A 23,170-nucleotide genomic window follows, 5' to 3' on the forward strand; every position below is an offset into this window, starting at 1 on the left:
CTATGAATCCTGCGCCTGCATCTGAGCCGAACACTGATCACAAGAAAATCCTACGGCAACTGGGCAACGCTATGCTCTTCTACGGGATAGCCGCTACTTTTATCGGATGTTTGCAGATGCTTCGCACGCTTATTCTGCTTGCTTCCGATGCGACTGTACCGGCCACTCTATCTCGTGCGGTTGTCGCTCTGCTCATTATTGCGGCGGGTTTAGTCTGGATATTCTGCTCGGCCAGCTTTCGCAAACTGAGCCAAATGCAAAATTACACCACTGATGATCTTATAAACAGTACCAGAACGCTTGTCCTGAGCTTTTTATTTCTAATGATTCTTGCAATCCTACGGATAGTTACTCAGGGCGCTTCATTCACCCTGACAACCCTGGCTTGACCGACAATGCGGGTCACATCGTAGATTGCTCTGAGGCCGTTCGAGCACGTATTTCATTTTTTTGCAGCTTGCCTGCACTGGATAAGGGTAGCTCGTCCCAGATTGTGAGGTCTTTGGGACACTTATAGCGAGCGATATATCCGCGACAATGTTCAATCAACTCCTTCGCCGTCACCGTCCTTCCGGGTTCCAGAGAAATTACCGCATGTACGATTTCGCCCCAGGTATCATCGAGCAGTCCCACGACGGCACATTGACGGACTGCGGGGTGTAAGTCTATGACACGCTCGACCTCTACCGAGTAGATATTTTCACCACCACTAATAATCATGTCTTTCATTCGATCCACGAGAAACACATAGCCCTCATCGTCTCGATAGCCGGCATCCCCTGTGTGATACCAGTCATTGCGGAGCACCTTTGCGCTTTCCTCAGGCATTTTCCAATAACCTTTCATCACGTTAGGGCCGCGAATCACAATTTCACCCACTGTTCCCGACACTACTTCTGCACCGTGCTCATCCACGATACGCAACTCGATATATGGCGCGGGCTTACCCACAGAGTTGAGCCGCACTACCGCGCCTCCCTGCAAAAATTCGTCTTTTACAGGCAGAGTACTGATCACACCTGCAGCTTCCGTGGCTCCGTAGCCATGGAAAAAGCTGACTTCAGGAAAAGCCTCACGCAGGCGTTTAATGAGTGAGGGTGGCATAGGCGCTGCGCCATAGTTAATTTTGCGCAATGTGGACAGATCGAACTCACTGTAGCGGGGATGATCCAGTAATAAGGCCGCCATGGCGGAGATCAGGATAAGAGACGTTACGCCATACGTTTGTATGACCTCCATCAATTGTAGTGCATCGAATTGGGGCAGAATAATCATATGCACATCCATCAGTGTATGAATGTATACACGGCACAGTGCACTGATATGGAACATCGGACCGGACAACACAATACTCTGTCCCGCCCCAGGTGAATCAAACTCAAGGTGATTCATGGCGTTAACATAGAGATTACTGTGAGTCAGCATTACACCTTTGGAGCGCCCGGTAGTACCTCCTGTATAGACAATGGCCGCCAGATCTTCGCCACCATAGGGGCTATGACTGATACGCGCCGCGCCATCCACCAAGGACTCATAGGATACAAACCCTTCAGGGACTTCACCCTCGCTCGCATAAACAAGGATCTCTAGAGCCGAGCAACGTGCTTTTAGCTCAAGCGCCAGCTTTGCATGCGCTGAATCCACCACCAGTAATACGGGTTCGCAATCATCAAAGCAGGGCTTCAGTTCCTGCAGCGTCCAACGCCAGTTCATCGGGACCGGTACAACGCCACACCACAACGGTCCGTAAAAACATTCCGCCATCACACTGCTATTGTGTGTCAGAATCGCACATCGATCACCGGCCTTCAGCCCCAGTGAAGTGAGCGCTCCAGCGAGTTTTTCACACCTCTCAAGTACTTCAGACCAGGTGCGGGTGCGTCCCGCGAAGGTAATACCAGGACGCTCCGGATATTGATGAGCGGCCTTCTGTAATATGTGCGTCAGTTTCATCATGCGTCAATGCTTCCCTGTTATAACGCTTTTCCTTTGCAAGCCCTGCTACTCAACTCTGCAACCCGCCCTGCAGACTTCTGGCGAAATCTACAAAAAACTCCATCGCCTGCGGGTTTGCCATAGCACCCGCATTCATGGCCTTATCCGCCGGCGTGCCAAGAAACAGTTTTTTGACCGGTACCTCAAGCTTTTTCCCGGTGAGCGTATAAGGCACTTCTGCAATCGCGTAAACCTTGTCAGGCACGTGTCGCGGCGAGCATTCACTGGATAAGGTCGCAGCAATTTTTCTTACCAGCGGTTCGTCAAGCTCAACACCGTTCTCCATGACGACGAAAAGAGGCATGAAAAATTGCGCATCGGGCAATTCTATATTCACTATCAAACTATCCTCGATTCCCTCTATAGATTCCACAGCACGGTAGATTTCGGCCGTCCCAATACGCACACCAGAGCGATTTAGAGTCGCGTCACTGCGACCGGAAATCACGAATCCTCCACGACTACTCCTGCGCACAAGGTCACCGTGGCGCCAGATACCGGGGTATTCCTCGAAGTAACTGGCACGGTAACGTGATCCATCATCATCGTTCCAGAAAAAAATGGGCATGGACGGCATGGGCTGGCGTATCACCAACTCGCCATCCTCTCCCGAACGCAGCTCGCCTCCCGAATCATCGAAGACGGCGACATCGACACCGAGACAAGCACACTGAATTTCGCCAGCATACACGGGCAACTCGACGGCACCGGCGATAAAGGCACTGCTGATATCCGTGCCCCCACTCATGGATATAGTATGCAGGTCATCATGAACATGCTGGTAAAACCAACGGAAGGTGTCACGGGAAGATGGCGATCCAGTCAGCGCAATAGTCTTGATGGAGGCAAGATCGTGGTGGATCCGAGGGGAGTAGCCCGCCTGCACCAGTGCGTTAACATAACTGGGGCTGGCACCAAAGTAAGTCGCCTTGTACCGATCGGCCATGTCCCACAGTCGACTCTCATCAGGGCTAGCGGGGTGACCATCATAAAGGACGATTGCAGCACCCGCCATCATGCCACCAACCAGAATATTGAACATGGTCCAGCCCGTCGTCGTAACAAAAAATTTTACCTGTTCCGGCCCCATGTCATCATGCAGCCAAGCGTACTTCACATATTCCAGTAACGCGCCACCCTGACTATGCACGATACCCTTCGGCGCCCCAGTCGTGCCAGAACTGTACATAATCCACAAAGGATGTTCGAAAGGTAGAGTCTCGAAAGCAAAGCTGTCATAGCTAGCAGCATTTGCTTCGAGCGCATCTTGCCACGTCGTCAACCTGCAGGATGCCGGCATTACGGGAGGAAGAGGAGATTTCCGATCGCCCCATGGCAGATAAATTAATTCGCCGAGAGACGGGATAGCAGCGAGGATATCCGACATCTCCCGGGAGCGCTTGAAGTCCTTCTGATTGTAGCGATAGTGCGCAATGGCAATGATCAGTTTCGGCTGAATCTGCTCAAAGCGTTCTATCACGCTCTTCGCCCCAAAATCCGGTGAGCAACAGGACCACACCGCACCGACACTGATGCAGGCCAGCATTGCGACCACCGCCTCGCAAGACATGGGCAGATAGGCTACCACTCTGTCTCCCGGGCCAATACCGGCATCCCGAAGATAAGACGCCAAACGCACAACGTGCAGACGTAACTCTTCCCAACTGAGGGTACTGCAGGCGACACTCTCCGATTCGGCAAAGACCGCGACCCGCGCGGGATCACCCCTGTCACCCTGACGCAGCAGATACTCAGCAAAGTTTAACTGAGCACCGGGGAACCAGCGTGCCCCCGGCATCCCATTCGACCCCAATACCGCTGTGTATTCCTGCCCCGGAGCAATATCATAACAACGCCAGATAGACTCCCAAAATAAGGCAGGATTCTCTATGGACCATCGCCAGAGAGCGTCATAGTCATCGAAGCTGACACCGGCTTCTCGATTCAACCAGGCGCGGTAAGCCGTGAGACCGGAATTCCCAATACGAGTGGCCGACGGCTGCCAGAGTAATTCGCCCTCGTCAGACTGGGACACGTTCATCTTCTCTATCTTTATTTATCTCGCTCATTTCGCAGCCTCAAGTGCCTCATAGCGAGTCGCGTGATAGTCCTGATTGCCAAACAATAAATCAATTATTGATAAGCGCTTGTAATAGTGCCCAATTGCATATTCATTGGTCATACCAATTCCGCCGTGCAGTTGCACAGCGCCCTGCCCTACAATCTGCGCGGCCCTGCCTACCGTTACCTTGGTAGCGCAAACCATAGCAGGTGTGTCCTCGTCTCCATCGCGCAACCGCATTGCCAACGCATCGGACATAGACTTAGCCAGCTCCGCCTCAATGTGCATATCTACCCAACGATGCTGCAAAGCCTGGAAACTGCCTATCGCCACGCCAAACTGTTCGCGCACACGAATATAATCCCGGGTAATCTCATTGGCAGCAGCCATTGCGCCCACCGCCTCAGCACAAACAGCGCTCACTGCGCGGCCCAACACCTGTTCCAGCGCCGGCAGCGCGAGGTCCTCGGCCCCCAGCAGGGCCTCCGGGCCCACTGAGACACCCTCAAGACTGAGATCACTGGCCCACTGACCATCGAGGGTCTTGAAGTCCTTGCGACAGAGGCCAGGCAAACCCTGCTCGAGCACAAACAGCGCAACGCCCTTTTCGGTGCGAGCAGAAAGAATGAAACGATCCGCCGACGGCCCCTGGTAAACAACGCACTTTTGCCCATTTAGCAGAAATCCATCACCGTTGGAGTGTGCCGTTGTCGCAACATGCGCGGGATCAAAACCTGACTCCGGCTCCAGGTACGCAAGCGACAGGGTCAGGTCGCCAGCAATTATCTGCGGAATGATATCGGCCTGTTGCACTTCACTACCCGCTAACGCAACCAGCCCCCCCGCCAGAACCACCGTGCTGAGGTAAGGCTCCAATACCAGCCCACGACCCAGAGCTTCCATCAGAATTGCCGTATCGACTGGTGTTCCGCCAAACCCGCCGTGCTGTTCTGCAAAGGGCAAAGCCAGCCAGCCCATTTCGGCAAACAACCGCCAGTGTTCAGCACTGTAGCCGGGGTCACCGTAGACCAGAGCAGCGCGATCCGTGTTTTGGTAATGGTCTGCCACGAAGCGCTCCAAACTGTCACGCAACATGCTCTGCTCTTCAGTCAGGTTAAAATCCATGCCCTTAAGTCCCCAGCAACATGCGCGAAATAATATTCCGTTGAATCTCGTTGGACCCGCCAAAAATAGTCGCGCCGCGTCCGTACAAATGCTCTGCGAGGATACCGTGCCGGTGATCTGGCCCCACTTCCATATAACTGTCAGACAGCTTCATCGAATCATTTTCATAGGGCACACCGTACATACCCAGGCTTTCAACCAGTAACTGCTTTAACCCCTGCTGGATTTCGCTCCCGCGAATCTTGAGAATTGATGGCTCTGGGCCAACAGGCTCACCCTGCAATTCCTTCGAGAGATAGCGCAACTCCGTGTACTCAAGAGCCTGTAAATCTATTTCCAGCCTGGCCATACGGCGGCGAAATTCTGCACTGCCCAAAAGAGGCACTGCCCCCACTTTCTTCTCTGATACGCTACTTTTCAGGCGCTGTACCAAGTGACGCGACTGCGCCACTCTCGCAACAAAACTGCGCTCTTTCTGCAGCAGGTACTTGGCGTAGGTCCAGCCTTTGTTCTCCTCTCCAACACGGTTTTTAACCGGAACCCGAACATCACTGAGAAATACCTCATTCAGCGTGTGCCCCATATCGAGACCTATGATGGGCTTTATTTCTATTCCCGGTGTATCCATATCAATCAACAGAAAGGAAATCCCTTTCTGAGGTTTGGCCGCCGCGTCGGTGCGCACGAGGCAGAACATGCGGTTCGCCCAGTGTGCATAACTGGTCCAAATTTTTTGACCGTTGACAAGATAGTCGTCCGCCTCCCGCACCGCACGGGTTTTCAGGTTGGCAAGATCGGAACCAGCGCCCGGTTCAGAATAACCCTGACACCAGACATCCTCAGATTTCAGGATGCGGGGCAGATAGAACGCTTTTTGCTCCGCGTTCCCGAAAGCGATCAATACCGGGCCCAGCATGGTAATGCCAAAAGTCGGCAGAGGTGCACAGGCAGCAGCGAACTCCCGGGCCGCGATGTACTTCTGGGTAAGAGTCCAGCCGGTTCCCCCATATTCAACAGGCCAGTTGGGCGCCATCCAACCCCTATCGTAGAGAATACGTTGCCAACGAATCAGGTCTTCGTTACCGACGATCAGGCCGCGAGCGCACCTTTCCCGGATGTCATCCGGTAGGCTCTCGGCCAGGAAAGCCTGCAGTTCCTGCTGAAATAGCAGGTCCTTGCTGCTGAACGCCAAATTCATAAACTTGCCCTCCCCATCCCAAGCCTGCTGCCGGTATGGAAAATTGTTAGCTTACTATCTATAATCATGCACATCATATGTACGCGAATCATATCCCCCTCGCTGGCATTTGAACACCATTACACGCCCACGGAGGAAGTTTGCAAATGGCTGGATTACTGGAAGGAAAAGTCGTCCTCGTCACCGGCGCCGGCCAGGGCGTAGGTCGCGATATCGCGTTACAGGCGGGACAGGCCGGCGCGAAGGTGATGGTCAATGACCTCGGCACCAGTATTACCGGCGAAGGGGTAGACACCGCCCTGGCAGAGCAGGTCGCGCAGGAAATTCGTGCAGCCGGCGGAGAGGCATCGTCCTGCGCCGCTAGCGTAACTGACCGAGTCGCAGTGCGCACTATGATCGAGCAATGCCAGGACGAACTCGGAGGACTTAATCACCTCGTCAACAATGCCGGCATACTGCGTGATCGCATGTTCCATCGCATGTCAGACGAGGAATGGGACGCGGTCATCGATGTGCACCTCAACGGAGCGCGCAATATCGCCTCCGCCGCCTGCGATATTTTCAGGCAACAAAACGGCGGCAGCATGGTGCATATGACGTCTACGGCAGGCCTGTGCGGCAACCTGGGCCAGGCCAACTACTCGGCCGCTAAGCTCGGCATCGTCGGCCTGTCTCGCTCTATCTCGATTGACATGGCTCGCAGCAACGTGCGCTCCAACTGCCTTGCCCCCTTTGCTTTCAGTCGGATGACTGCCACTGTTCCCGCGAAAGGCGGTGCGCAGAATCCTGATGAAGAACCGTACCTGGAGAAGATCAAGAAAATGGCTTCGGAAAAAATCCCTCCGCTCATCACCGCACTGGGATCTGACGGCGCAGCCCATATCACAGGTCAGATTTTTGCCGTGCGCGGCAATGAAATTTTTCTGATGTCACAGCCACGACCATTGCGCAGCGTTCATCGCGCGGAAGGTTGGACGCCAGAAACCGTGCTTGACCACGCGCTCCCCGCCATGGAGCGCGATTTTTATGGACCTGAGACCTCTCGTGACGTATTCAACTGGGATCCAATTTAGCAACGCAGACCAGCCACAGGAGATAAACCCCGATGACAGAACGCAGAGAAACCCTCGGCACCCTTTTTCAGGACGTTGCCAGGCTTCGGGTGTTCTGTTTTAACAGCCTGCTCAAGGACCTGGATCTAACCGCCACACAGGCTTGGGTTCTATCCACGCTGATGGAAGAGGAAGGAATTATACAGGGTGACCTCGCACAAAAGCTCGGAATACGCGCGGTGACCCTCGGTGGATTAGTCGACCGCCTGGAGGGCAAGCAGTGGATCGAGCGCCGCCCCGATGATCGGGACCGCCGAGCCAAGCGGATATGGCTGACACAGGCAGGTCGAAAACTCGAGAAACGGATCAACACATCGCTACAGGATGTTCACGATATCTCTATCGGTGAGCTACCGTCAGAGGATGTAGAGCAACTGCGCACCATCGTCACACGCGTGCGCGAAAATCTACGAGACCATAAACGCCGGCTGGACGGCACCTGAGCCTCCCCAGGATCCGTCAAATTTCACGGTACGTCGCGCGCGAGCTAGCAAAAAAACAGCTTGATGAATAAAGGTTAAGTAGCGGCTAGCGCTAGCGGGCGAAGTTACAATCACACTGTCTGTAGCCCACTACTCTGGCACACCAAGAGAATGCACGCTGAACAGCTGTTCATCGTCGCACCAGCTGCGCTGCACTTGCAAGCCCGCCGTCGCTGCAAGTTCCGTAAAACTTTCGAGGCTGTATCTATAGGAGTTCTCTGTATGCAATGACTCCCCTTGTTCAAAAAGTACGGCACTAGCGCCGATAGTGACTGTCTGTTTTATCTTGCAGATCAAGTGCATTTCAATTCTTGAGTGCTCCACATTATAGAACGCTTGATGACTAAACCTCTCAAGCTGAAAGTCAGCATCAGCCAACGTATTCACTACATTCAAAACATTCAGATTGAACGCTGCGGTCACACCCTTCGCATCGTTATAGGCGGCGTTTAGCGCTCTTTCCGATTTCTGTAAATCGACACCAATCAGCACACCGCCTCTCGGCCCTATACGAGACCGTAGACCAGACAGGAAGACGCGATATCTTCGGCATTATTCTTAAGAATTGCCTTTTCTGTCCGGATCGGATAACACTCCGGCAGCTGCGTGATTTTCTCAAACAGCTCCGACCCTCGGGCGTCATAAAACAACGTGGATTGATCTGCTTTGACGAACAACCGAAGCCCTTTAGCAAATCCGCCAGCGAGTCGACTTGCGCCGGCTGCTGATCTTTAAAGCTAAGTTTTTCCAACTCGAGCTGCGACTGGATACATATTTTTACTGGCCTCCCCAGACCTTATACATCTCGCGCGAGTCGGAGACCACTAAACTGCCATCGATCGCTCGGATAGAAAAAATTCCGGTAGGTAGGTCTTACGTGCCCACTTTGGCTGACACATGAACCACCCTTTAGCACCCATTGGTTCGCCATGAACTTGCCGTTGTATTCACCAATAGCGCCCCCGCCAGCACTAAAGCCCGGATAGGGTCGATAAGCAGAGCCCGTCCACTGCCAGCAGGCATCGTATAACTGCAGAAGCGGAATATCACCCGAAGCGGGCTGCGGATTCAGGCGATCCGCGTCAAATACCAGCGGCGTGAAGGCTTGCTTGCGAGCCGCGCACTCCCATTCGAATTCAGTAGGCAACCGCGCGCCCAACCAACTGGCGTAGGCATCCGCCTCGTAGCCGCTGAGGTGGCAAACCGGGGCATGAGGATCTCTGCGACGCAGCCCAAACAAGGTAAACTCCCAACCACCGTCATCACGGTCAAGCCAGTAGAGCGGGCGTTGCCATCGCTCTTCCTGCGCTAGTGTCCATCCGTCTGCCAGCCAGTGCTGGTGATTCTTGTAACCACCGTCGTCGACAAAGGCCTGGTATTCTCCGTTTGTTACGAGGCGATTCGAAAGTGCAAACGGCTCCAGATAAACCCGAACAGCGGGAGATTCATTATCGAAAGAAAAATCAACCGCATCTACAGGCAATCCCGCCTCGAAAAGCCCACCCTCGTATTGCCGCCATTGCTGTTCTACTGCAGGAAAAATGGGCGGCCTCCAGCCCGCTGACAGTTCAGCGAAAGCAGGCAACAGCGGATTCGCGAACAGGGAATACTTCAAATCAGTGTAAAATAACTCCTGATGCTGTTGTTCGTGCTGTATTCCCAGACGGCAACGTTGCAAAACAGTGTCGCGCTGCGGGTGAGAATCATCGTCGAGTAATTCAATAATCGCACGATCAACCTGCTGCCGGTAACTCAACACCTCGGCGACTGTCGGCCGCGACAACAAACCGCGCTGAGAACGAGCGTACTGGCCTCCTACCCCGTTGTAGTAGGAATTAAATAATTCTTCATACAATGGGTTACACGCTTCGTACCCCTCCAGACAGGGCTTCAACAGAAAGGTTTCGAAAAACCAGCTGGTATGCGCTAAATGCCACTTTGGAGGACTCGTGAAAGCCTCTGCCTGCAAGCCGTAGTCTTCAATCTCCAGACGCTCACAAGCGGCAAGGGACTGCTGCCTGATGCGCAGGAAGCTGCGGGAAATATCATCACTCGCCATTTAACGTCACCGCTTCAGTCGCCACACAAACCCCTCCTACCTCCACATAGTTCGGCGCCCATCTTGAAAGTAACCGCCCGCCTGAAGAGGAGCACTGATGACCCAGCAGGCGATCGAATCGCGACGACCAGTAAGCAGCCAGCACTCGCATTGCCGACCCCGTCGCCGCATCCTCTCTTACACCGTACTGCGGTGCAAAGTAACGCAACTCTATCGCCCTATCCCCCACCTCGGGCCGTGCGGCAGTGCAAATCAGCGCCCTCTGAGTGTAATTAGCCAACGTCTCGTCTGGCGGCGTGAGCGAACGTAAATCGAAACCATCGGGCCATTGCAGTACCATATAATCCGAGGAGCCACCGCTGTATGCAGCAGACACTGGATTTGATGGAATGGAGAGCACATCTCTGACCCAGGCCGGCACCTCACATGATTGCATTTCCAGCGCGGAGAAGCGCAGCCATGTCTCCCCCCGCGATTGCCAACTTTCTACACGACTACCCTGCATGAAAAGGGTGAGCGCATCCTGTCCCAGCCTGGCCATCCAGGCATGAGAGGCAGCCATGAGTCCGTGGCCACAACATTGGATTAGCTGTCCACCGGGGCTGTAACAACGCAGCACGATTGCGGCAGGAAATTCAGACGTGTGCGGCCAGCTAACACAAGTAGTGACATCCGACCATGAAGGAAGGGCTTGCGTTGGCTTACTGTCCAACATTACCAGGCGACAGCGGTTACCCCCAAGACCGGAAGCATCCTTTACTGGATCAACAAAAGCCGTTATCAATTGGCAGTCGATAAACTCCTCCCAATGAGTCCGTTACGACGGTTAAAACTAGGCGGCCAATCCGGTGCACTAAAAAACGATACTGTAACAGAAAGGTTTTACTTTGCTACCTGAGTACGAACCGAGTTTCCTGCTTGTCCCGTTGAAGGTGTCAGGCGAGGCCTGCCTCAGCATTTTCTGCCAATGTATACATTGGCGCGGCTCGCGACATCGCTCATGAATTTTCCGCTGAAAAATATCCGAATGCACATTTGACGTTGTTATACAGACGCTACTGATCTATTTTAAGCATCACGAAAATTCGCAGCTTTCCATTTCGCAACGTATTGTAGAAAAACCCGAAGCAGCGCCAGGTGGCGTTATTCAAAACCGATAAATCCTTATGCAGCGTCGATACAACGCAGGACTTCGGCCTGGTAGAACTTTCCGCGCTCATTCAGGAGGTCCAGCAGGTGCAATGACGTCGGTACAAACGCTAAACCGATTTCATGCTCCGGATGCCATTGAAAAATTGAGCCGCCCAGCCCCATCCAGCCGTAGAAACCCTCCCGACCGCCGTTGAATGCTTTCTCCAGCATGGAGCTTTTTTCAGTGAGCGGCAAAAAACTATCTACCCCTCCCTGAGTGAAGCGGGTGGGCATAAAGTTGCCCATCTCTGCAGGGAGAGGATGGTCGTGCAGGGCAGACCAGCCCGCTCTATCGAGACAGCGATCCCCATCCAATTCTCCACCGGAGGCCATTATTGCTGCGACTTTGGCCAGGCTGCGCGCGTTGGCATGGGTATTCGCCGACGGCGTTTCACCCTGCATCATGCCTGCTTCATTAAAAATATCGATGTTCCTCATACCCTCGACGGGAGCCGGTTGGGCACCGGCACCCCTCGCCTTGCGCAACGCCCAGAGCGGCCGCCACACCCGCGCGATCAACTGGAACAGATTGTGTTGGACACGACGACCGAACAGACGCGGCTTGAGGCTTTGAAATAGGTGCGTTTTCGGATCAAGCAGTCGAACCGGCGCCACCTGCTCGAGCTGCGCCTCCTCCAGGCCGATGAAAATATCCACGCCCAGCGTATCTGACAGGTCCTCTCGCAGGTACTCCCCGATGGTGCGACCTGCAGGGTCGACGCGACGGTACAGCTCATTCGCTATCCAGCCGCGGGTCATGGCGTGATACTCGCGTCGAGATGATCCGCCAGTTGCAAACCGTTGCACTTCTTGCTCGATGATTTCGCCCACCCGATTTTGCTTTATATTCGGCGTCAGCAAATCGGTCGTATTGATCGAGCGGCTAAAATTGACCAGGCCAGCTTCGTGACGCATTAAATCCGCCACCCGCACAGACTCCTTGCCACCACCGACAAAGGCAGGCCAATACTTACTGACGGGGGCTTCATAATCAAGTAACCCCTTTCCGACAAGAGAGGCAATCGCAATCGACTCCAGGCTTTTTCCACTGCTGAAAATATTTACCAACGAGTCGCCAGAAAATTGCGGCGTGTCGGGATGAGTCGCCCACAGATCGACGACTTTCCTGCCCCGGTGATAGACACACAACTGCGCATTTTCCTCGGCGAGGGTTCGCATATTGTGCTCGAAGAGGCTCCTTACCCGATCAAAGGCCGGGGCCGTCTCGCCGTGCACCAAGGGTTGTTGATCGCTGCGTTTTGCCATGTTTAACCTATCCTGATGAGTTCAGAAGTCGCGCTCTACCGTTAACAACAAGCGTTTAGCCTGCTTCAGATGCGGAATGTCCAACATTTTTCCATCGAGCCCGATAGTGCCTGCTCCATCACTGTCCGCGAAAGCCTGCACTACGCGCCGTGCATGCGCTATCTCATCCTCGCTGGGAGTGAAACACTCATTTATCACGGCGACCTGGGCCGGATGTATAGCCATTTTGCCACTGAAGCCCTCTCTGCGCGCGCACACCGACTCCTGCCGCAGGCCGCTTTCATCCCGAAAGTCCAGATAGACCCCGTCCACTGGTTGAAAGTTGCCCGCAGCGCCCACTGCAAGGGCGCTTGTACGACTGAGCTGGTGCACTAAAAAATGCTTGCCGCTGCCATCCGTATTGGTGGTGGCCCCAAGGTCCGTTGCCATATCCTCAGCGCCCCAGGTTATTGCTGACAGACGCTCCGATACACCGAGAAAACTACCCAGATTAATCATACCCAGAGCAGACTCGGCGAGACTCATAATCCGCGTACTGCCTTTTGTCAGGCTATTTTGCTGTTCCAGCGCGCAAAGATAGTGATCCAGGCGGCGAACATCATTACCATGGGAAGGTTTGGGCAAGAAAATCCCCGCAGGGGCTCCCGGCATAACGGCCACCAGGTCTGCCAGCGTATGGGGCGTATCCAGCGCGTTTACCCGCACCCAGAGTTCACTGCCAGATGCACCACTTTGTGCGGCAAGATACTCACCCACCCGCGCACGGGCGTCAGCCTTGCTGCCTTCAGCAACGGAATCTTCAAGATCAAGAATCAGGGCATCGGCTCCGACACTCAAAGCCTTGCCTAGCTTCTTGTCACTGTCTCCGGGTATGAACATCCATGACCGGTTCACCATGTCTACTCCTGTCGTCTAGCAGCCACGGAACTGCGGCTTGCGCTTTTCGGTGAAGGCAGTCACGCCTTCTGCCCAGTCCTCGGTCGCAGCACACTCAGCAAAACCGCGCGCCTCCATGGCCAACTGCGTCGCCAGACTGTTATCGTCCGCAGCGTAAATCAACTGTTTGGTATTGCCGATACCCACTGTCGGACCACTTGCCAGGCGTCCGATAATCTCTTCCGATACCGCCTCGAGCTGACCCTCCTCAGCGACACGGTTTACCAGCCCCATGGATTGCGCGGTAGACGCATCGATAAAGTCTCCCAGCAAGGCGATCTCCATAGCACGTTTCACACCCACCAGTTTAGGAAGGTAATAGGAACCAGAGCCGTCGGGGCACGTTCCGATTCCAATATAAGAGCAGGCAAAACGCGCGTCGTGGGAAGCAATGACAAGGTCGCAGGCCATAGCGAGTGAAAAACCGAATCCTACCGCGGCACCCTGAACCACGCCGACCACTGGCTTTTTCATCTCACGCAGCGCTAGCAACAAGGGCTGAGTGACGTGTATGCGCTTGAGGAAATGGTTGTAGCGCTCCTCCTTGGATAACTTCGCCAGTTCAGCGAAATTTTTCACATCACCCCCCGCCATGAAGTTGTCACCCGCGCCCGCTATAACAATGCAGCGAATACTGTCGTCCTGGCCAAAATCGATCATGGTATCAACCAATGCGGTGCGCATTTCCTGCGACAACGCATTACGCGCCTTGGGCCGGTTGAAAGTCACTCTGGCCACGCCTTCAGAGACCTTTACCTGCAGCTGATCAGTCACTGTTCTTGCTCCTTCTGCATTGCGCCAGAATGTTGAGGCAACGAGATACCGCGATGGTGACGAGTATCGCCCCGTCAGTAAGACTTGGGCATACCCAGCACATGCTCCCCGATAAAGTTCAGAATCATCTGCTCTGAAATAGGGGCAATCCGCATAATCATGGATTCCCGGAACAGGCGCTCCACGTTGTACTCTTTTGCCACACCCATCCCACCATGAGTAAGAACTGCGCGCTCCGCGGCCTTGAAACCCGCTTCAGCGCCGAGAAACTTAGCCGCATTCGCCTCTGCACCACAAGATTCGCCCGCATCGTACATCCGTGCTGCCTTCTGACACATCAGCCACGCGGATTCCAGCTGCATCCAGTTTTGGGCCAGAGGATGCTGGATACCCTGGTTCATGCCGATAGCACGGCCGAATACTTCACGCTCCTGAGCGTAGTCCGCTGCACGACTCAAAGCATCCATTCCCAACCCTACCGCCACGGAGCCGATAATTACGCGCTCGGCATTCATCGCCGTGAGAATATAGCGAAACCCCTTGCCCACCTCGCCGATCAAATCGCTGTCGGGAATGAAAAGGTCGTCGATGAACACCATGTTGGAATCCACTGCCTTGCGTGCCATTTTTGGAATACGCTGTACTTCCATCTTGTCGCGATCGAAATCTGTATAGAAAAGGGTAATCCCATCGGAACGCTTTTCGCAGTCCTCCCGCTTGGTGGTCCTGCAGAGCAGCAGGTACTTGGTCGCCACTTGCCCCGTGGTTGTCCACATCTTACGGCCATTGACCTTCCAACCACCTTCCACTTTCTCGGCAAAGGTCGTAATTCGGCTTGTGTCCAGACCGGCATTGGGCTCAGTGACACCAAAGGCGACTTTATCTTTACCCTGCACCAGATCGGGCACCCAGAGCTTCTTTTGCTCATCGGTGCCGAACAACAAAATAGGATGCGGCCCAAACAAATTAATCTGTATAGTCGACGCGGCAGCCATCCCGCCACCACCATTGCCGACCGTGTGCATCATCATCGCTGCTTCGGACACGCCGAGGTTCTGACCGCCAAATTCTTCCGGCATGGTAATTCCCAACCAGCCACCCTCGGCCATGGCCCGATGAAACTCATGGGGAAAGTGACCGTCCTCGTCCCTGTCGCGCCAGTATTTATCAGGGAATTGCTGGCAGACCTTACTAACACCTTCGCGAATAGCCAGCAGGTTTTCATCCTGGTCAAAAAATGTATTTGCACCCATGCCCAGCTCTGTCAGTGACTGATTCATGCTTCACCTCCTTTCGGTTTGCAATGCATCAGGGCTGCGCGCTCACAAATGCATACCACCACGCCGTCCTGATTGAGACCCTCATGTTTGAAATTGACGATACCCTGACTTGGACGACTGCTACTGTCGCGCCTGCTGACCACGGTCGTGCGGGTACGCACAGTATCCCCAAAAAATACCGGCGCAGGAAATGTAGTGTTTGTCATGCCCAAGTTGGCAACCGTTGTTCCCAGCGTCGTGTCTGTCACCGTCATACCAATAACCAGGCCGAGGGTGAACAGGCTGTTCACCAACGGCTTGCCAAACTCGGTCTGTGCCGCATGATGATAATCAATATGCAGAGGCTGAGGGTTCAAAGTCGCATTACAAAACCACATATTGTCGGCTTCGGTGACCGTTCGTGAGAGCTCATGCTCGAACACCATGCCCTCTTTCAATTCTTCATACCACAAACCTGCCATCGCTAATCAAACCTCCACTTTTACTTCGCGCCCGGCAATCGGTATCTGTCGAGCTTGTGCACTATAAAACGGGCGGGGGCAAGACGCATGCTACTCAGGCGCCTTCCCTGCCGACGATTGTAACCGACGATACATTCTGGGAGGGAAACCCGCCCAGATTGTGCGTCAGCCCAAATACTGGATCACTGATCTGGCGCTTTCCGGCACGACCATTTAACTGCAGGTACATTTCGTAGAGCATGCGCAAACCGGTGGCTCCTATCGGGTGACCAAAGCATTTAAGCCCGCCGTCGATTTGACAGGGCAACGCGCCATCAGCATCGTAAAAGCCGTCCAAAATATCGTGCGACGCCCTTCCCTCCTCGGAGATAAAAAGATCCTCCATGGTGATCAATTCAGTCACAGAAAAACAGTCGTGTACCTCTATCATACTCACTTGCTTTCGCGGGTCGGTGATGCCGGCTTCCTGATAGGCTTTCCTGGCAGCAACCCGTGTAGTGTGAAAATAACTACCATCCCATTCGTTGTAGGATAATTCTCGACCATTCGATACTGACAACTGCAGCGCCTTCACTGTAATAAGATCCTTTTTACCAAGAGACCGCGCAATCTCCGGAGTCGTCACAATGGCACACGCAGAACCGTCACTGACACCACAACAATCGTACAAACCCAACGGCTCAGCAATCATAGAGGCATTGATCACTGTGTCTATATCAATTTTACGCCGTAGATGCGCTTTCGGGTTCAGCAGCCCGTTGTCATGACTTTTAACCGAAACATGACCCATTGCCCGTTTCAGGTCTCCCTTATCCATTTTGTGTTTGTTGGTATAGGCTGATGCAAGCTGCGCAAAGGACCCCGGCGCCGACACATTGGGCCAGTAGAGGTCATTGACTGTTCCGCGGGTTCGCTGAGGCAAACCGCCATAGCCGGTGTCCTTGAGCTTTTCTACGCCGATGGCAAGAGCGATATCACAGGCACCAGCGGCCACTGCGTACACTGCGCCACGAAAGGATTCGGTACCACTGGCACAATAATTTTCAACACGTGTGGCCGGTATATAAGGCAGCCGCAGCGCTGAAGCCACTGGTACCGCCGACTTACCTACGTGCTGCTCGTCCAGAGCCGTCGATAACCAGGCCGCTTCAATGTCATCTGTGCCAATGCCCGCATCAGACAGCGCTTCGGTATAGGCTTCTACCATCAGGTCCTCGGCGTTCGAATCCCAGCGCTCCCCGAAGCGAGAACAGCCCATGCCGAGGATGGCGACCTTGTCTCTGATTCCCTTGGCCATGACTTACTCTCCTGAATACACCGGCGCCGCCTTCCAGTAGTAGCGGCGGAAACCCCGTTTGTGATCGTAATCCCTTACCCGGAAAACCATGCGCATGGGCATTCCGACCTCGAGGCCTCGCTCAGCCTGTACGTCGGTAAAGTCAATCATGATTCGGCCGCCCTCCTCAAACTGCACCATCCCGTACCACGCTGGCGGGCTTGGGGAATAGGTCAGCCTATCCGAGGTATAAGACCGCAACACCGCGGATGCGTCTGCAAACGGGTGCTCATCCTGCGAATCCACTGCTGCACACGTTGGGTTTACACAGATCGGGGCGGCCGGAATTTGCGCCGTGCCGCAGTCTCTGCACTTACCCCCGATGAAACTCGTGGTCAGCGCCCGATTGCGATAGGCGGTTGTCAAACCCGTATTCTTGTCAGTTTCTGCCCGAATCCCATGTTCCATGGTCATCAAGCCATTGAAGGCCAGAAACTTGAAGTAGTTCTCCTCTTCCAACCGATTGTCGAGGCAGGCCTGAAGACCCTGTGCGCTGGCGCGCTGATGCACCAGCGCCGCAGTCGCCCGCAATAAAATCGTATCGCAGCCCTGACCGAAACCAACCAGCAGTATCAGCTCGCCCGGTTGTGCGCGCTCCAGCGCCCCGGCCAACATCAGAAGCGGGTGGGCTGCGCCGGTATTACCACAGTTGCTGTGGAGGTTGTCTACCAGTGCATCCGCGGTGATACCTAGCTTACTCGCCAGAGCCTGCTGTTCCCGACTATTGCCAATAGGGCAACAAAAATGAGCGATATCACCCACGTCTTTACCGCTGCCCCCCAGAATGGCAGATACCGCTTCGGGCACGATTTTCATCAGGCCCTCATCGCGCACCCAACGCGCCTCCCACTGGTAATCAAACTCTGACTCGGCGGTTCTGAAATGATCGATAAAATCGACACTGAGCGTGTGCGCACCAACCAGTTCGGCAATACATTCACCCTCGCCCACCAGCATCGCCGCCGCGCCATCACCGTAGTTCATTTCGGCCGTTGACGCCGCTTTGGTGCGCCGCTTATCGGCTGCAACCACCAGGCCCTGCTCACCCTGCTCTGCCGCTTTCAACGCTGCAAGCAGTGCCGACGTACCCGCTTTACGCGAACCCGCCAGATCAAACGTTTGTAGATCGCGTCTCAGGCCAATGGCCTCACCCGCCAGCGCAGCATTCTGACGGTCGAGAAAAGGAAAACTGGTAGAACCGATGTACAGAGCATTAACACCGGCCCTGTCGCGATTGCGCAGGCAGGCACGGGCGGCTTCTACCGCCAGAGTGATGGTATCTTCATCCCAAGACGCCATGGTGCGCTCGCCCTGTCCCAGCCCTGTTAGCGAGGGCTCAAACCAGCTGTGCGCAGCCGCAATCACCTTGCGCTGCAGGCGCCGCTGAGGCAAGTAAGCCCCTAACGCCATTAAACCGACAGGCATAACCAGTCACTCCCCGCTTACTGCATAAACCGACTATCAGGCGGCGCTCCATCACAGCAGCCTTAAATACATCGCAGGCTATAATTTAGCATGCTTAGTATATTCTTGCTATCACGCCAAGAGCAGAGCGCGCCTACTCGCCGCGAAAGCGCGCCGGGCGCTTCTCCAGAAAAGCCTGCACGCCCTCTGCGCTGTCACGGCTGGTGCGCAAGACCTGGTTGACCTCCAGTTCGCGCCTGCACTGAGCCTCAAAATCCGCGTTAGCAGACTCGTCCAGCAACTGCCTGGTGAGTGCCAGAGCGCGGGTTGGCCCCTGCGCCAGGCGCTTGACGATGGCTTCCGCACGCTCCCGCGCTGCCCCGCTCTCAACACACTCTGTCACAAGACCCCGTCGTGCCGCTTCATCCCCACTGAGCACCGCAGAGGCGGAAACCACAGCCGTGTCCAGTGCGGGCAAAAATACGAACCCGGGGTTCAGACCCGCTGCCTGCTGCAGCACCTGATCGAGAGCCATGAATTCAACCTCGTCATCCACCACAATCCAGTCGCCTGAGAAACCCAACAACGCACCCGCACCCGATACCCGACCTCGCAACGCCACCACCACAGGCACCCGACTCATCCGCAGCACAGACAACGCGTCCTGCACGCCGACCCCTTCTAATCGATCCGGCAAAGCAGAGGCTTCGGGAGACGGGTCAAAGGCAAAAGCTCCAACGGCACCACTGATCAGGGCCGCACGTACTGTGTCACTGGCTTCAATCGCCACAAAGGCGCTCCGCAACGCCGCCCAGACATTACCGGTGGACCCCGCAGGCCCTGCACTCTCGCGCAAGGTGACGCGAGCAATCGCACCGTGTGCCTCGTACACTAGATGTTCACTGGTCATAAGAGACGACTTATACCCCACCGCCAGATCCGCGGGGCAGATCGTTGTCTAACAAGGCGTCCAGATGAGTCTGGAAAATGGAAAACCCTACGGCCCCGCGCAGCAATTTTTTACTCTTGACCGAATCTCCATCGCTGTAACCGATCACGAAACTCGGCGTGCCGCTAATGCCTGACATCTGACCCGCATTGAGGCTCTGAGCTACGCGACCGGTATCGGAGACTCGACCGTCAACGCTCTTTGGCTCAATCCGTTGCCTGATTTGCGCAAGCTCGTCCAGGATCGCTTTTTGCCCGGCTAGCAGTTGGTCAATCTGTGCCTGCGTCACCTCGGCAAAAGCGGGGGTCACCGACATCCATAACAAAGCACACACCCAAACAGTCCATCTGCATTGCATCATCATTCCCCTGAACCCCCTCTCCTGGAAGTGCCTGCCGATCATTGACAGTCACTCGCCCTTCACTTTGGCAAGGCAGCTCCTATAGGTCAAGGCTGACAGATTTCGCGTAACTGCAGTTGTGCAGCCTTGCTTTCGGGCAGAGAAGACACCAGAATTCACCCATGAAAACATTCCTGCTCAGACTTTCACTCCTTCTCACCGCCCTGGCCTCCGGTCCGGCAGCGACAGACACTACCTATCCAGGCGCCGTGAAAACTATCGTCGAACAGCGGTGCATGGTCTGTCATGGTTGCTACGATGCCCCCTGTCAATTAAAACTGGATGCCTTCGCGGGCGCGGAACGCGGTGCCAGCAAGGAAATCGTCTATGACGGCACCCGCCTGACCGCCGCAACGCCGACCCGGCTCTTTGAAGATGCCCAGACCATAGAGGAGTGGCGACAACTCGGGTTTTACCCCGTGCTCGATGATACGTCGCCTGACAAGGGCACCTTGAATCGTATGCTGGAACTGAAGCAAGCGCACCCCCTGCCGCAGAGTGACCTGCTACCGGACGCCATCACGCTGGGATTGGACAGAAAACAGCAATGCGTCAAACCCGATGAATTCGATAAGTTTGCCCGTGACTACCCGCTCTGGGGAATGCCCTATGGTCTACCCGCACTGGATGAAGATTCCCATCGCACCATGACCCAATGGCTGGCCTCTGGCGCCCCGGGCGTCGCGGTTGAGCCACCGAGTCCGGCACTGCAAAGCGCCATCACGCAGTGGGAAACGTTCTTTAACGGCGACAGCCTGAAAGAACGCCTGATGGCACGCTACATGTATGAGCACCTTTTTATTGGCAACCTTTACTTCTCCGATCAACAAGAAAACGATCGCTACTTCAACCTCGTGCGGTCACGAACGCCGCCTGGCGAGCCCATCGACATCATCGCCACAAGACGCCCGTACGACGATCCAGGCACCACTGAATTTTTTTACAGACTGCAACCTTTGCGCACGGCGCTGCTCGCCAAGCGCCATATGCCCTATGCACTGAACGACGCACGCATGGCGCGCTGGCGTGAACTATTTCTGGCACCGGACTACACAGTCACGGCCTTGCCGGGCTACGAGCGCCAGAATGCAGAAAACCCCTTTATCACTTTCCGCGAATTACCGGAAAACGCGCGCTATCGATTCATGCTGGACGAAGCCCATTTCACCATCATGGGTTACATCAAGGGACCCGTGTGCCGAGGTCAGGTCGCCCTGAATGTCATTGACGACCACTTTTGGGTGGTCTTTCTCAATCCCGACAGGCCGACCGGCCTGGAAAGCGCAGAATTTCTGGCCAGGGTTAGCAACGATCTGCGACTACCCGCCGATCGCAAGCGCGGCGCTATGGTTACCATGATCGAGTGGCGAAAATACTCGCAGTCACAGCTCAAGTTCTTGAAAGACAAGTTCGCCCACATCAAGAAATCATTTGGCCCCGAGGGGATGAGACTTGACATGGGGTTCATCTGGGATGGAGACGGCACGAATGACAACGCAGCCCTCACAATTTTTCGCCACAACAATAGCGCATCGGTAGTAAAAGGGTTTGTTGGTCAACAACCCAACACCACCTGGGTAATCGATTACTCCCTGTTGGAACGCATCCACTATTTGCTGGTGGCAGGCTTCGATGTGTTCGGTAATATAGCGCACCAACTGGAGACCCGCCTCTACATGGACTTCCTGCGCATGGAAGGCGAGCAGAATTTCCTTTTCTTCCTGCCACCCGACCATCGACTGATACTGCGTGATTTTTGGTACCGCGAAGCGACAAAAGAAGCCAACCGTTTCGTCATGACAGATTCGGTGGCCGTAGACAGGACAACCGGCATCACTTTTGAGACCGATAACCCAAAGCGGGAACTTCTGAATATGCTACGCAATCGCACTAAAGTAGCCAACACGGGCCGATACGAGGTGACAGATAGACGCTTTGACCACCTGCAAAGTTTACAAAGCACCGCGTTCAGTTATATGCCAGAAGTGTCTTTTCTTGAAGTCATATCCGCCGAGCAAGCCCCAAAGGTCTACACCATCGTGCACAACAATAGTTTCGCCAATAACGCGGAGGTTTTCAGGGAAGCGGAGCGACGTATTCCGCAGGAGGACTACCTCACGGTGACTGAGGGATTTGTCGGCGCCTACCCCAATGCATTCTTCCAGGTCGGGGATAAGGAGCTCACGCAATTCCTGGACGCTATCGCGTCCTTGCAGAGCGAGGACGATTACGCCCAACTCGTTACAACGTATGGCGTACGTCGAACCCAGCCGGGCTTCTGGAAGGTATCTGATGAGCTGAATGCGCAATACCGCACACAGTCGCCGCGCGAAGCCGGCATCTTCGATCTGAATCGCTACGAGAATCGGTAAATGCCCGCGACAAAAGTGCATCGCATTGTTGCTGTCACCGTCGCAATACCCATACTGCTGTGGTCACTCACCGGCATCATTTTTCTGACCAAGCCAGGCTACGGCGAAGCCTACGAGACACTGCTGCTGAAAACCCAACCCATGCCTGACGCGCTCTCCGTCAAACCCAAGGCCCACTGGAACGAGGTTCGTCTGTTCAGAACGATTCTGGGAGACCATCTCATGGTTCGGCAAGCCCATACGTGGCAGCATCTTGACCCGACAACGGGCAAACAAAGGCCCTACCCCAGCGAGCAGGATATTATGCGACTTGTCGGCGATGCCATCTCTGCTAACCTTGACCGCTATGGCAAAATTAGTGCGTTTAACAATGGCTCAATAACGACCGATACCGGTATCGAGATCACCCTGGACTGGACTCGTATGCGACTCGCACAGCAAGGACGGGATACCCGGCTGATCGACCTGTTGTACAAAATCCATTATCTACAATGGCTGGGCAGCAAGAAACCCGACAAGATACTCGGCATAGTGGGCCTGTTCCTACTCATCGTCCTGTTCGGCACGGGCCTGGGCCTGTTATTGGGGAAAAAAGGCAAATAGAAAAGCGGGGCGGGCCGAGAGGGGTAGGAATAGCCACGCACAGTCATGTTGTGGCCCCGCCAGTGCCCCATCCCCGGAGGCACACTGTAACGCTAACATCCTCAAATAATGCAGGCACGGACGAATCACTGCTTGTGTGAATCTCTGCACATCACCGGCACACAT

22 protein-coding genes are annotated in these 23,170 nt (G+C 54.7%); 5 read left to right on the forward strand and 17 right to left on the reverse strand.

Going from position 1 to position 23,170, the window contains the following annotated elements:
- The first annotated feature begins 2 nt into the window (after positions 1-2).
- Positions 3-389, forward strand: coding sequence for a hypothetical protein (locus EYC82_RS07635; RefSeq protein WP_279248946.1), 387 nt, complete (start codon positions 3-5; stop codon positions 387-389).
- A 13-nt stretch (positions 390-402) separates the two neighbouring features.
- Here the strand turns inward: EYC82_RS07635 and EYC82_RS07640 are convergent, their stop codons facing one another.
- The 4 genes from EYC82_RS07640 to EYC82_RS07655 are packed head-to-tail and all read right to left on the reverse strand — an operon-like array spanning position 403 to position 6,380.
- Positions 403-1,956, reverse strand: coding sequence for a class I adenylate-forming enzyme family protein (locus tag EYC82_RS07640; protein WP_279248947.1), 1,554 nt, complete (start codon positions 1,954-1,956; stop codon positions 403-405).
- Positions 1,957-2,005: 49 nt separating this feature from the next.
- Positions 2,006-4,036, reverse strand: a complete 2,031-nt coding sequence (locus EYC82_RS07645) for an acetoacetate--CoA ligase (protein ID WP_279248948.1) — start codon at positions 4,034-4,036, stop codon at positions 2,006-2,008.
- Between the two features lie 24 nt (positions 4,037-4,060).
- Positions 4,061-5,182, reverse strand: a complete 1,122-nt coding sequence (locus tag EYC82_RS07650; RefSeq protein ID WP_279248949.1) for an acyl-CoA dehydrogenase family protein — start codon at positions 5,180-5,182, stop codon at positions 4,061-4,063.
- A 4-nt stretch (positions 5,183-5,186) separates the two neighbouring features.
- Complete coding sequence (locus EYC82_RS07655) at positions 5,187-6,380, reverse strand: acyl-CoA dehydrogenase family protein (protein ID WP_279248950.1); 1,194 nt, start codon at positions 6,378-6,380, stop codon at positions 5,187-5,189.
- Between the two features lie 146 nt (positions 6,381-6,526).
- On the opposite strand from EYC82_RS07655, the gene EYC82_RS07660 reads away from it, so the two are divergent.
- A complete protein-coding gene (locus EYC82_RS07660; RefSeq protein WP_279248951.1) occupies positions 6,527-7,453 on the forward strand; it encodes an SDR family NAD(P)-dependent oxidoreductase in 927 nt (308 codons plus the stop codon).
- Positions 7,454-7,485: 32 nt separating this feature from the next.
- Positions 7,486-7,935, forward strand: coding sequence for a MarR family winged helix-turn-helix transcriptional regulator (locus EYC82_RS07665; RefSeq protein WP_279248952.1), 450 nt, complete (start codon positions 7,486-7,488; stop codon positions 7,933-7,935).
- 129 nt (positions 7,936-8,064) lie between these two features.
- Here EYC82_RS07665 and EYC82_RS07670 read toward each other — a convergent pair whose 3' ends face one another.
- From EYC82_RS07670 to EYC82_RS07725, 13 genes are all read right to left on the reverse strand, one after another.
- Entirely contained in the window at positions 8,065-8,466 is a 402-nt protein-coding gene (locus tag EYC82_RS07670; RefSeq protein WP_279248953.1) for an L-histidine N(alpha)-methyltransferase, read from the reverse strand.
- 14 nt (positions 8,467-8,480) lie between these two features.
- On the reverse strand, positions 8,481-8,651 hold the full coding sequence (locus tag EYC82_RS18135) for an L-histidine N(alpha)-methyltransferase (protein ID WP_423243898.1): 171 nt from the start codon (positions 8,649-8,651) through the stop codon (positions 8,481-8,483).
- A 119-nt stretch (positions 8,652-8,770) separates the two neighbouring features.
- Positions 8,771-10,033, reverse strand: a complete 1,263-nt coding sequence (gene egtB / locus EYC82_RS07675; protein ID WP_279248954.1) for an ergothioneine biosynthesis protein EgtB — start codon at positions 10,031-10,033, stop codon at positions 8,771-8,773.
- Entirely contained in the window at positions 10,023-10,817 is a 795-nt protein-coding gene (locus tag EYC82_RS07680) for a PhzF family phenazine biosynthesis protein (RefSeq protein ID WP_279248955.1), read from the reverse strand. Before EYC82_RS07680 ends, egtB begins: the two co-directional genes overlap by 11 nt.
- A 380-nt stretch (positions 10,818-11,197) precedes the next feature.
- Positions 11,198-12,490, reverse strand: coding sequence for a serine hydrolase domain-containing protein (locus EYC82_RS07685; RefSeq protein ID WP_279248956.1), 1,293 nt, complete (start codon positions 12,488-12,490; stop codon positions 11,198-11,200).
- A 21-nt stretch (positions 12,491-12,511) separates the two neighbouring features.
- Positions 12,512-13,387, reverse strand: a complete 876-nt coding sequence (locus tag EYC82_RS07690) for an HpcH/HpaI aldolase/citrate lyase family protein (RefSeq protein WP_279248957.1) — start codon at positions 13,385-13,387, stop codon at positions 12,512-12,514.
- Between the two features lie 15 nt (positions 13,388-13,402).
- Positions 13,403-14,200: an enoyl-CoA hydratase-related protein gene (locus EYC82_RS07695; RefSeq protein ID WP_279248958.1), complete on the reverse strand. Its 798-nt coding sequence runs from the start codon at positions 14,198-14,200 to the stop codon at positions 13,403-13,405.
- A 74-nt stretch (positions 14,201-14,274) separates the two neighbouring features.
- A complete protein-coding gene (locus tag EYC82_RS07700; RefSeq protein WP_279248959.1) occupies positions 14,275-15,480 on the reverse strand; it encodes an acyl-CoA dehydrogenase family protein in 1,206 nt (401 codons plus the stop codon).
- Positions 15,477-15,941 carry a MaoC family dehydratase gene (locus EYC82_RS07705; protein WP_279248960.1) on the reverse strand — a complete coding sequence of 155 codons (465 nt, stop codon included), beginning with the start codon at positions 15,939-15,941 and terminating at the stop codon, positions 15,477-15,479. Before EYC82_RS07705 ends, EYC82_RS07700 begins: the two co-directional genes overlap by 4 nt.
- 94 nt (positions 15,942-16,035) lie before the next feature.
- Entirely contained in the window at positions 16,036-17,238 is a 1,203-nt protein-coding gene (locus tag EYC82_RS07710; RefSeq protein WP_279248961.1) for an acetyl-CoA acetyltransferase, read from the reverse strand.
- 3 nt (positions 17,239-17,241) lie between these two features.
- Positions 17,242-18,702, reverse strand: a complete 1,461-nt coding sequence (locus tag EYC82_RS07715) for a 3-oxoacyl-[acyl-carrier-protein] synthase III C-terminal domain-containing protein (protein ID WP_279248962.1) — start codon at positions 18,700-18,702, stop codon at positions 17,242-17,244.
- 133 nt (positions 18,703-18,835) lie between these two features.
- Positions 18,836-19,591, reverse strand: coding sequence for an enoyl-CoA hydratase/isomerase family protein (locus tag EYC82_RS07720; RefSeq protein WP_279248963.1), 756 nt, complete (start codon positions 19,589-19,591; stop codon positions 18,836-18,838).
- A gap of 10 nt (positions 19,592-19,601) precedes the next feature.
- Complete coding sequence (locus tag EYC82_RS07725; RefSeq protein ID WP_279248964.1) at positions 19,602-19,955, reverse strand: DsbA family protein; 354 nt, start codon at positions 19,953-19,955, stop codon at positions 19,602-19,604.
- A gap of 197 nt (positions 19,956-20,152) precedes the next feature.
- Here EYC82_RS07725 and EYC82_RS07730 point away from each other — a divergent pair, with 197 nt between their 5' ends.
- Both EYC82_RS07730 and EYC82_RS07735 read left to right on the forward strand, forming a co-directional pair.
- Entirely contained in the window at positions 20,153-22,402 is a 2,250-nt protein-coding gene (locus tag EYC82_RS07730; protein ID WP_279248965.1) for a fatty acid cis/trans isomerase, read from the forward strand.
- A complete protein-coding gene (locus tag EYC82_RS07735; protein WP_279248966.1) occupies positions 22,403-23,005 on the forward strand; it encodes a PepSY domain-containing protein in 603 nt (200 codons plus the stop codon).
- The last annotated feature ends 165 nt before the right edge of the window (positions 23,006-23,170 follow it).

The organism is Candidatus Marimicrobium litorale, assembly GCF_026262645.1.
Classification (GTDB): Bacteria; Pseudomonadota; Gammaproteobacteria; order Pseudomonadales; family Halieaceae; genus Marimicrobium; species Marimicrobium litorale.

Bases quoted from the DNA above. Each gene is read 5' to 3' on its own strand.
- EYC82_RS07635 (WP_279248946.1), top strand. From the start codon at position 3: ATGAATCCTGCGCCTGCATCTGAGCCGAACACTGATCACAAGAAAATC.
- EYC82_RS07640 (WP_279248947.1), bottom strand. From the start codon at position 1,956: ATGATGAAACTGACGCACATATTACAGAAGGCCGCTCATCAATATCCG.
- EYC82_RS07645 (WP_279248948.1), bottom strand. From the start codon at position 4,036: ATGAACGTGTCCCAGTCTGACGAGGGCGAATTACTCTGGCAGCCGTCG.
- EYC82_RS07650 (WP_279248949.1), bottom strand. From the start codon at position 5,182: ATGGATTTTAACCTGACTGAAGAGCAGAGCATGTTGCGTGACAGTTTG.
- EYC82_RS07655 (WP_279248950.1), bottom strand. From the start codon at position 6,380: ATGAATTTGGCGTTCAGCAGCAAGGACCTGCTATTTCAGCAGGAACTG.
- EYC82_RS07660 (WP_279248951.1), top strand. From the start codon at position 6,527: ATGGCTGGATTACTGGAAGGAAAAGTCGTCCTCGTCACCGGCGCCGGC.
- EYC82_RS07665 (WP_279248952.1), top strand. From the start codon at position 7,486: ATGACAGAACGCAGAGAAACCCTCGGCACCCTTTTTCAGGACGTTGCC.
- egtB (WP_279248954.1), bottom strand. From the start codon at position 10,033: ATGGCGAGTGATGATATTTCCCGCAGCTTCCTGCGCATCAGGCAGCAG.
- EYC82_RS07685 (WP_279248956.1), bottom strand. From the start codon at position 12,490: ATGGCAAAACGCAGCGATCAACAACCCTTGGTGCACGGCGAGACGGCC.
- EYC82_RS07690 (WP_279248957.1), bottom strand. From the start codon at position 13,387: ATGGTGAACCGGTCATGGATGTTCATACCCGGAGACAGTGACAAGAAG.
- EYC82_RS07700 (WP_279248959.1), bottom strand. From the start codon at position 15,480: ATGAATCAGTCACTGACAGAGCTGGGCATGGGTGCAAATACATTTTTT.
- EYC82_RS07705 (WP_279248960.1), bottom strand. From the start codon at position 15,941: ATGGCAGGTTTGTGGTATGAAGAATTGAAAGAGGGCATGGTGTTCGAG.
- EYC82_RS07710 (WP_279248961.1), bottom strand. From the start codon at position 17,238: ATGGCCAAGGGAATCAGAGACAAGGTCGCCATCCTCGGCATGGGCTGT.
- EYC82_RS07715 (WP_279248962.1), bottom strand. From the start codon at position 18,702: ATGCCTGTCGGTTTAATGGCGTTAGGGGCTTACTTGCCTCAGCGGCGC.
- EYC82_RS07720 (WP_279248963.1), bottom strand. From the start codon at position 19,591: ATGACCAGTGAACATCTAGTGTACGAGGCACACGGTGCGATTGCTCGC.
- EYC82_RS07730 (WP_279248965.1), top strand. From the start codon at position 20,153: ATGAAAACATTCCTGCTCAGACTTTCACTCCTTCTCACCGCCCTGGCC.
- EYC82_RS07735 (WP_279248966.1), top strand. From the start codon at position 22,403: ATGCCCGCGACAAAAGTGCATCGCATTGTTGCTGTCACCGTCGCAATA.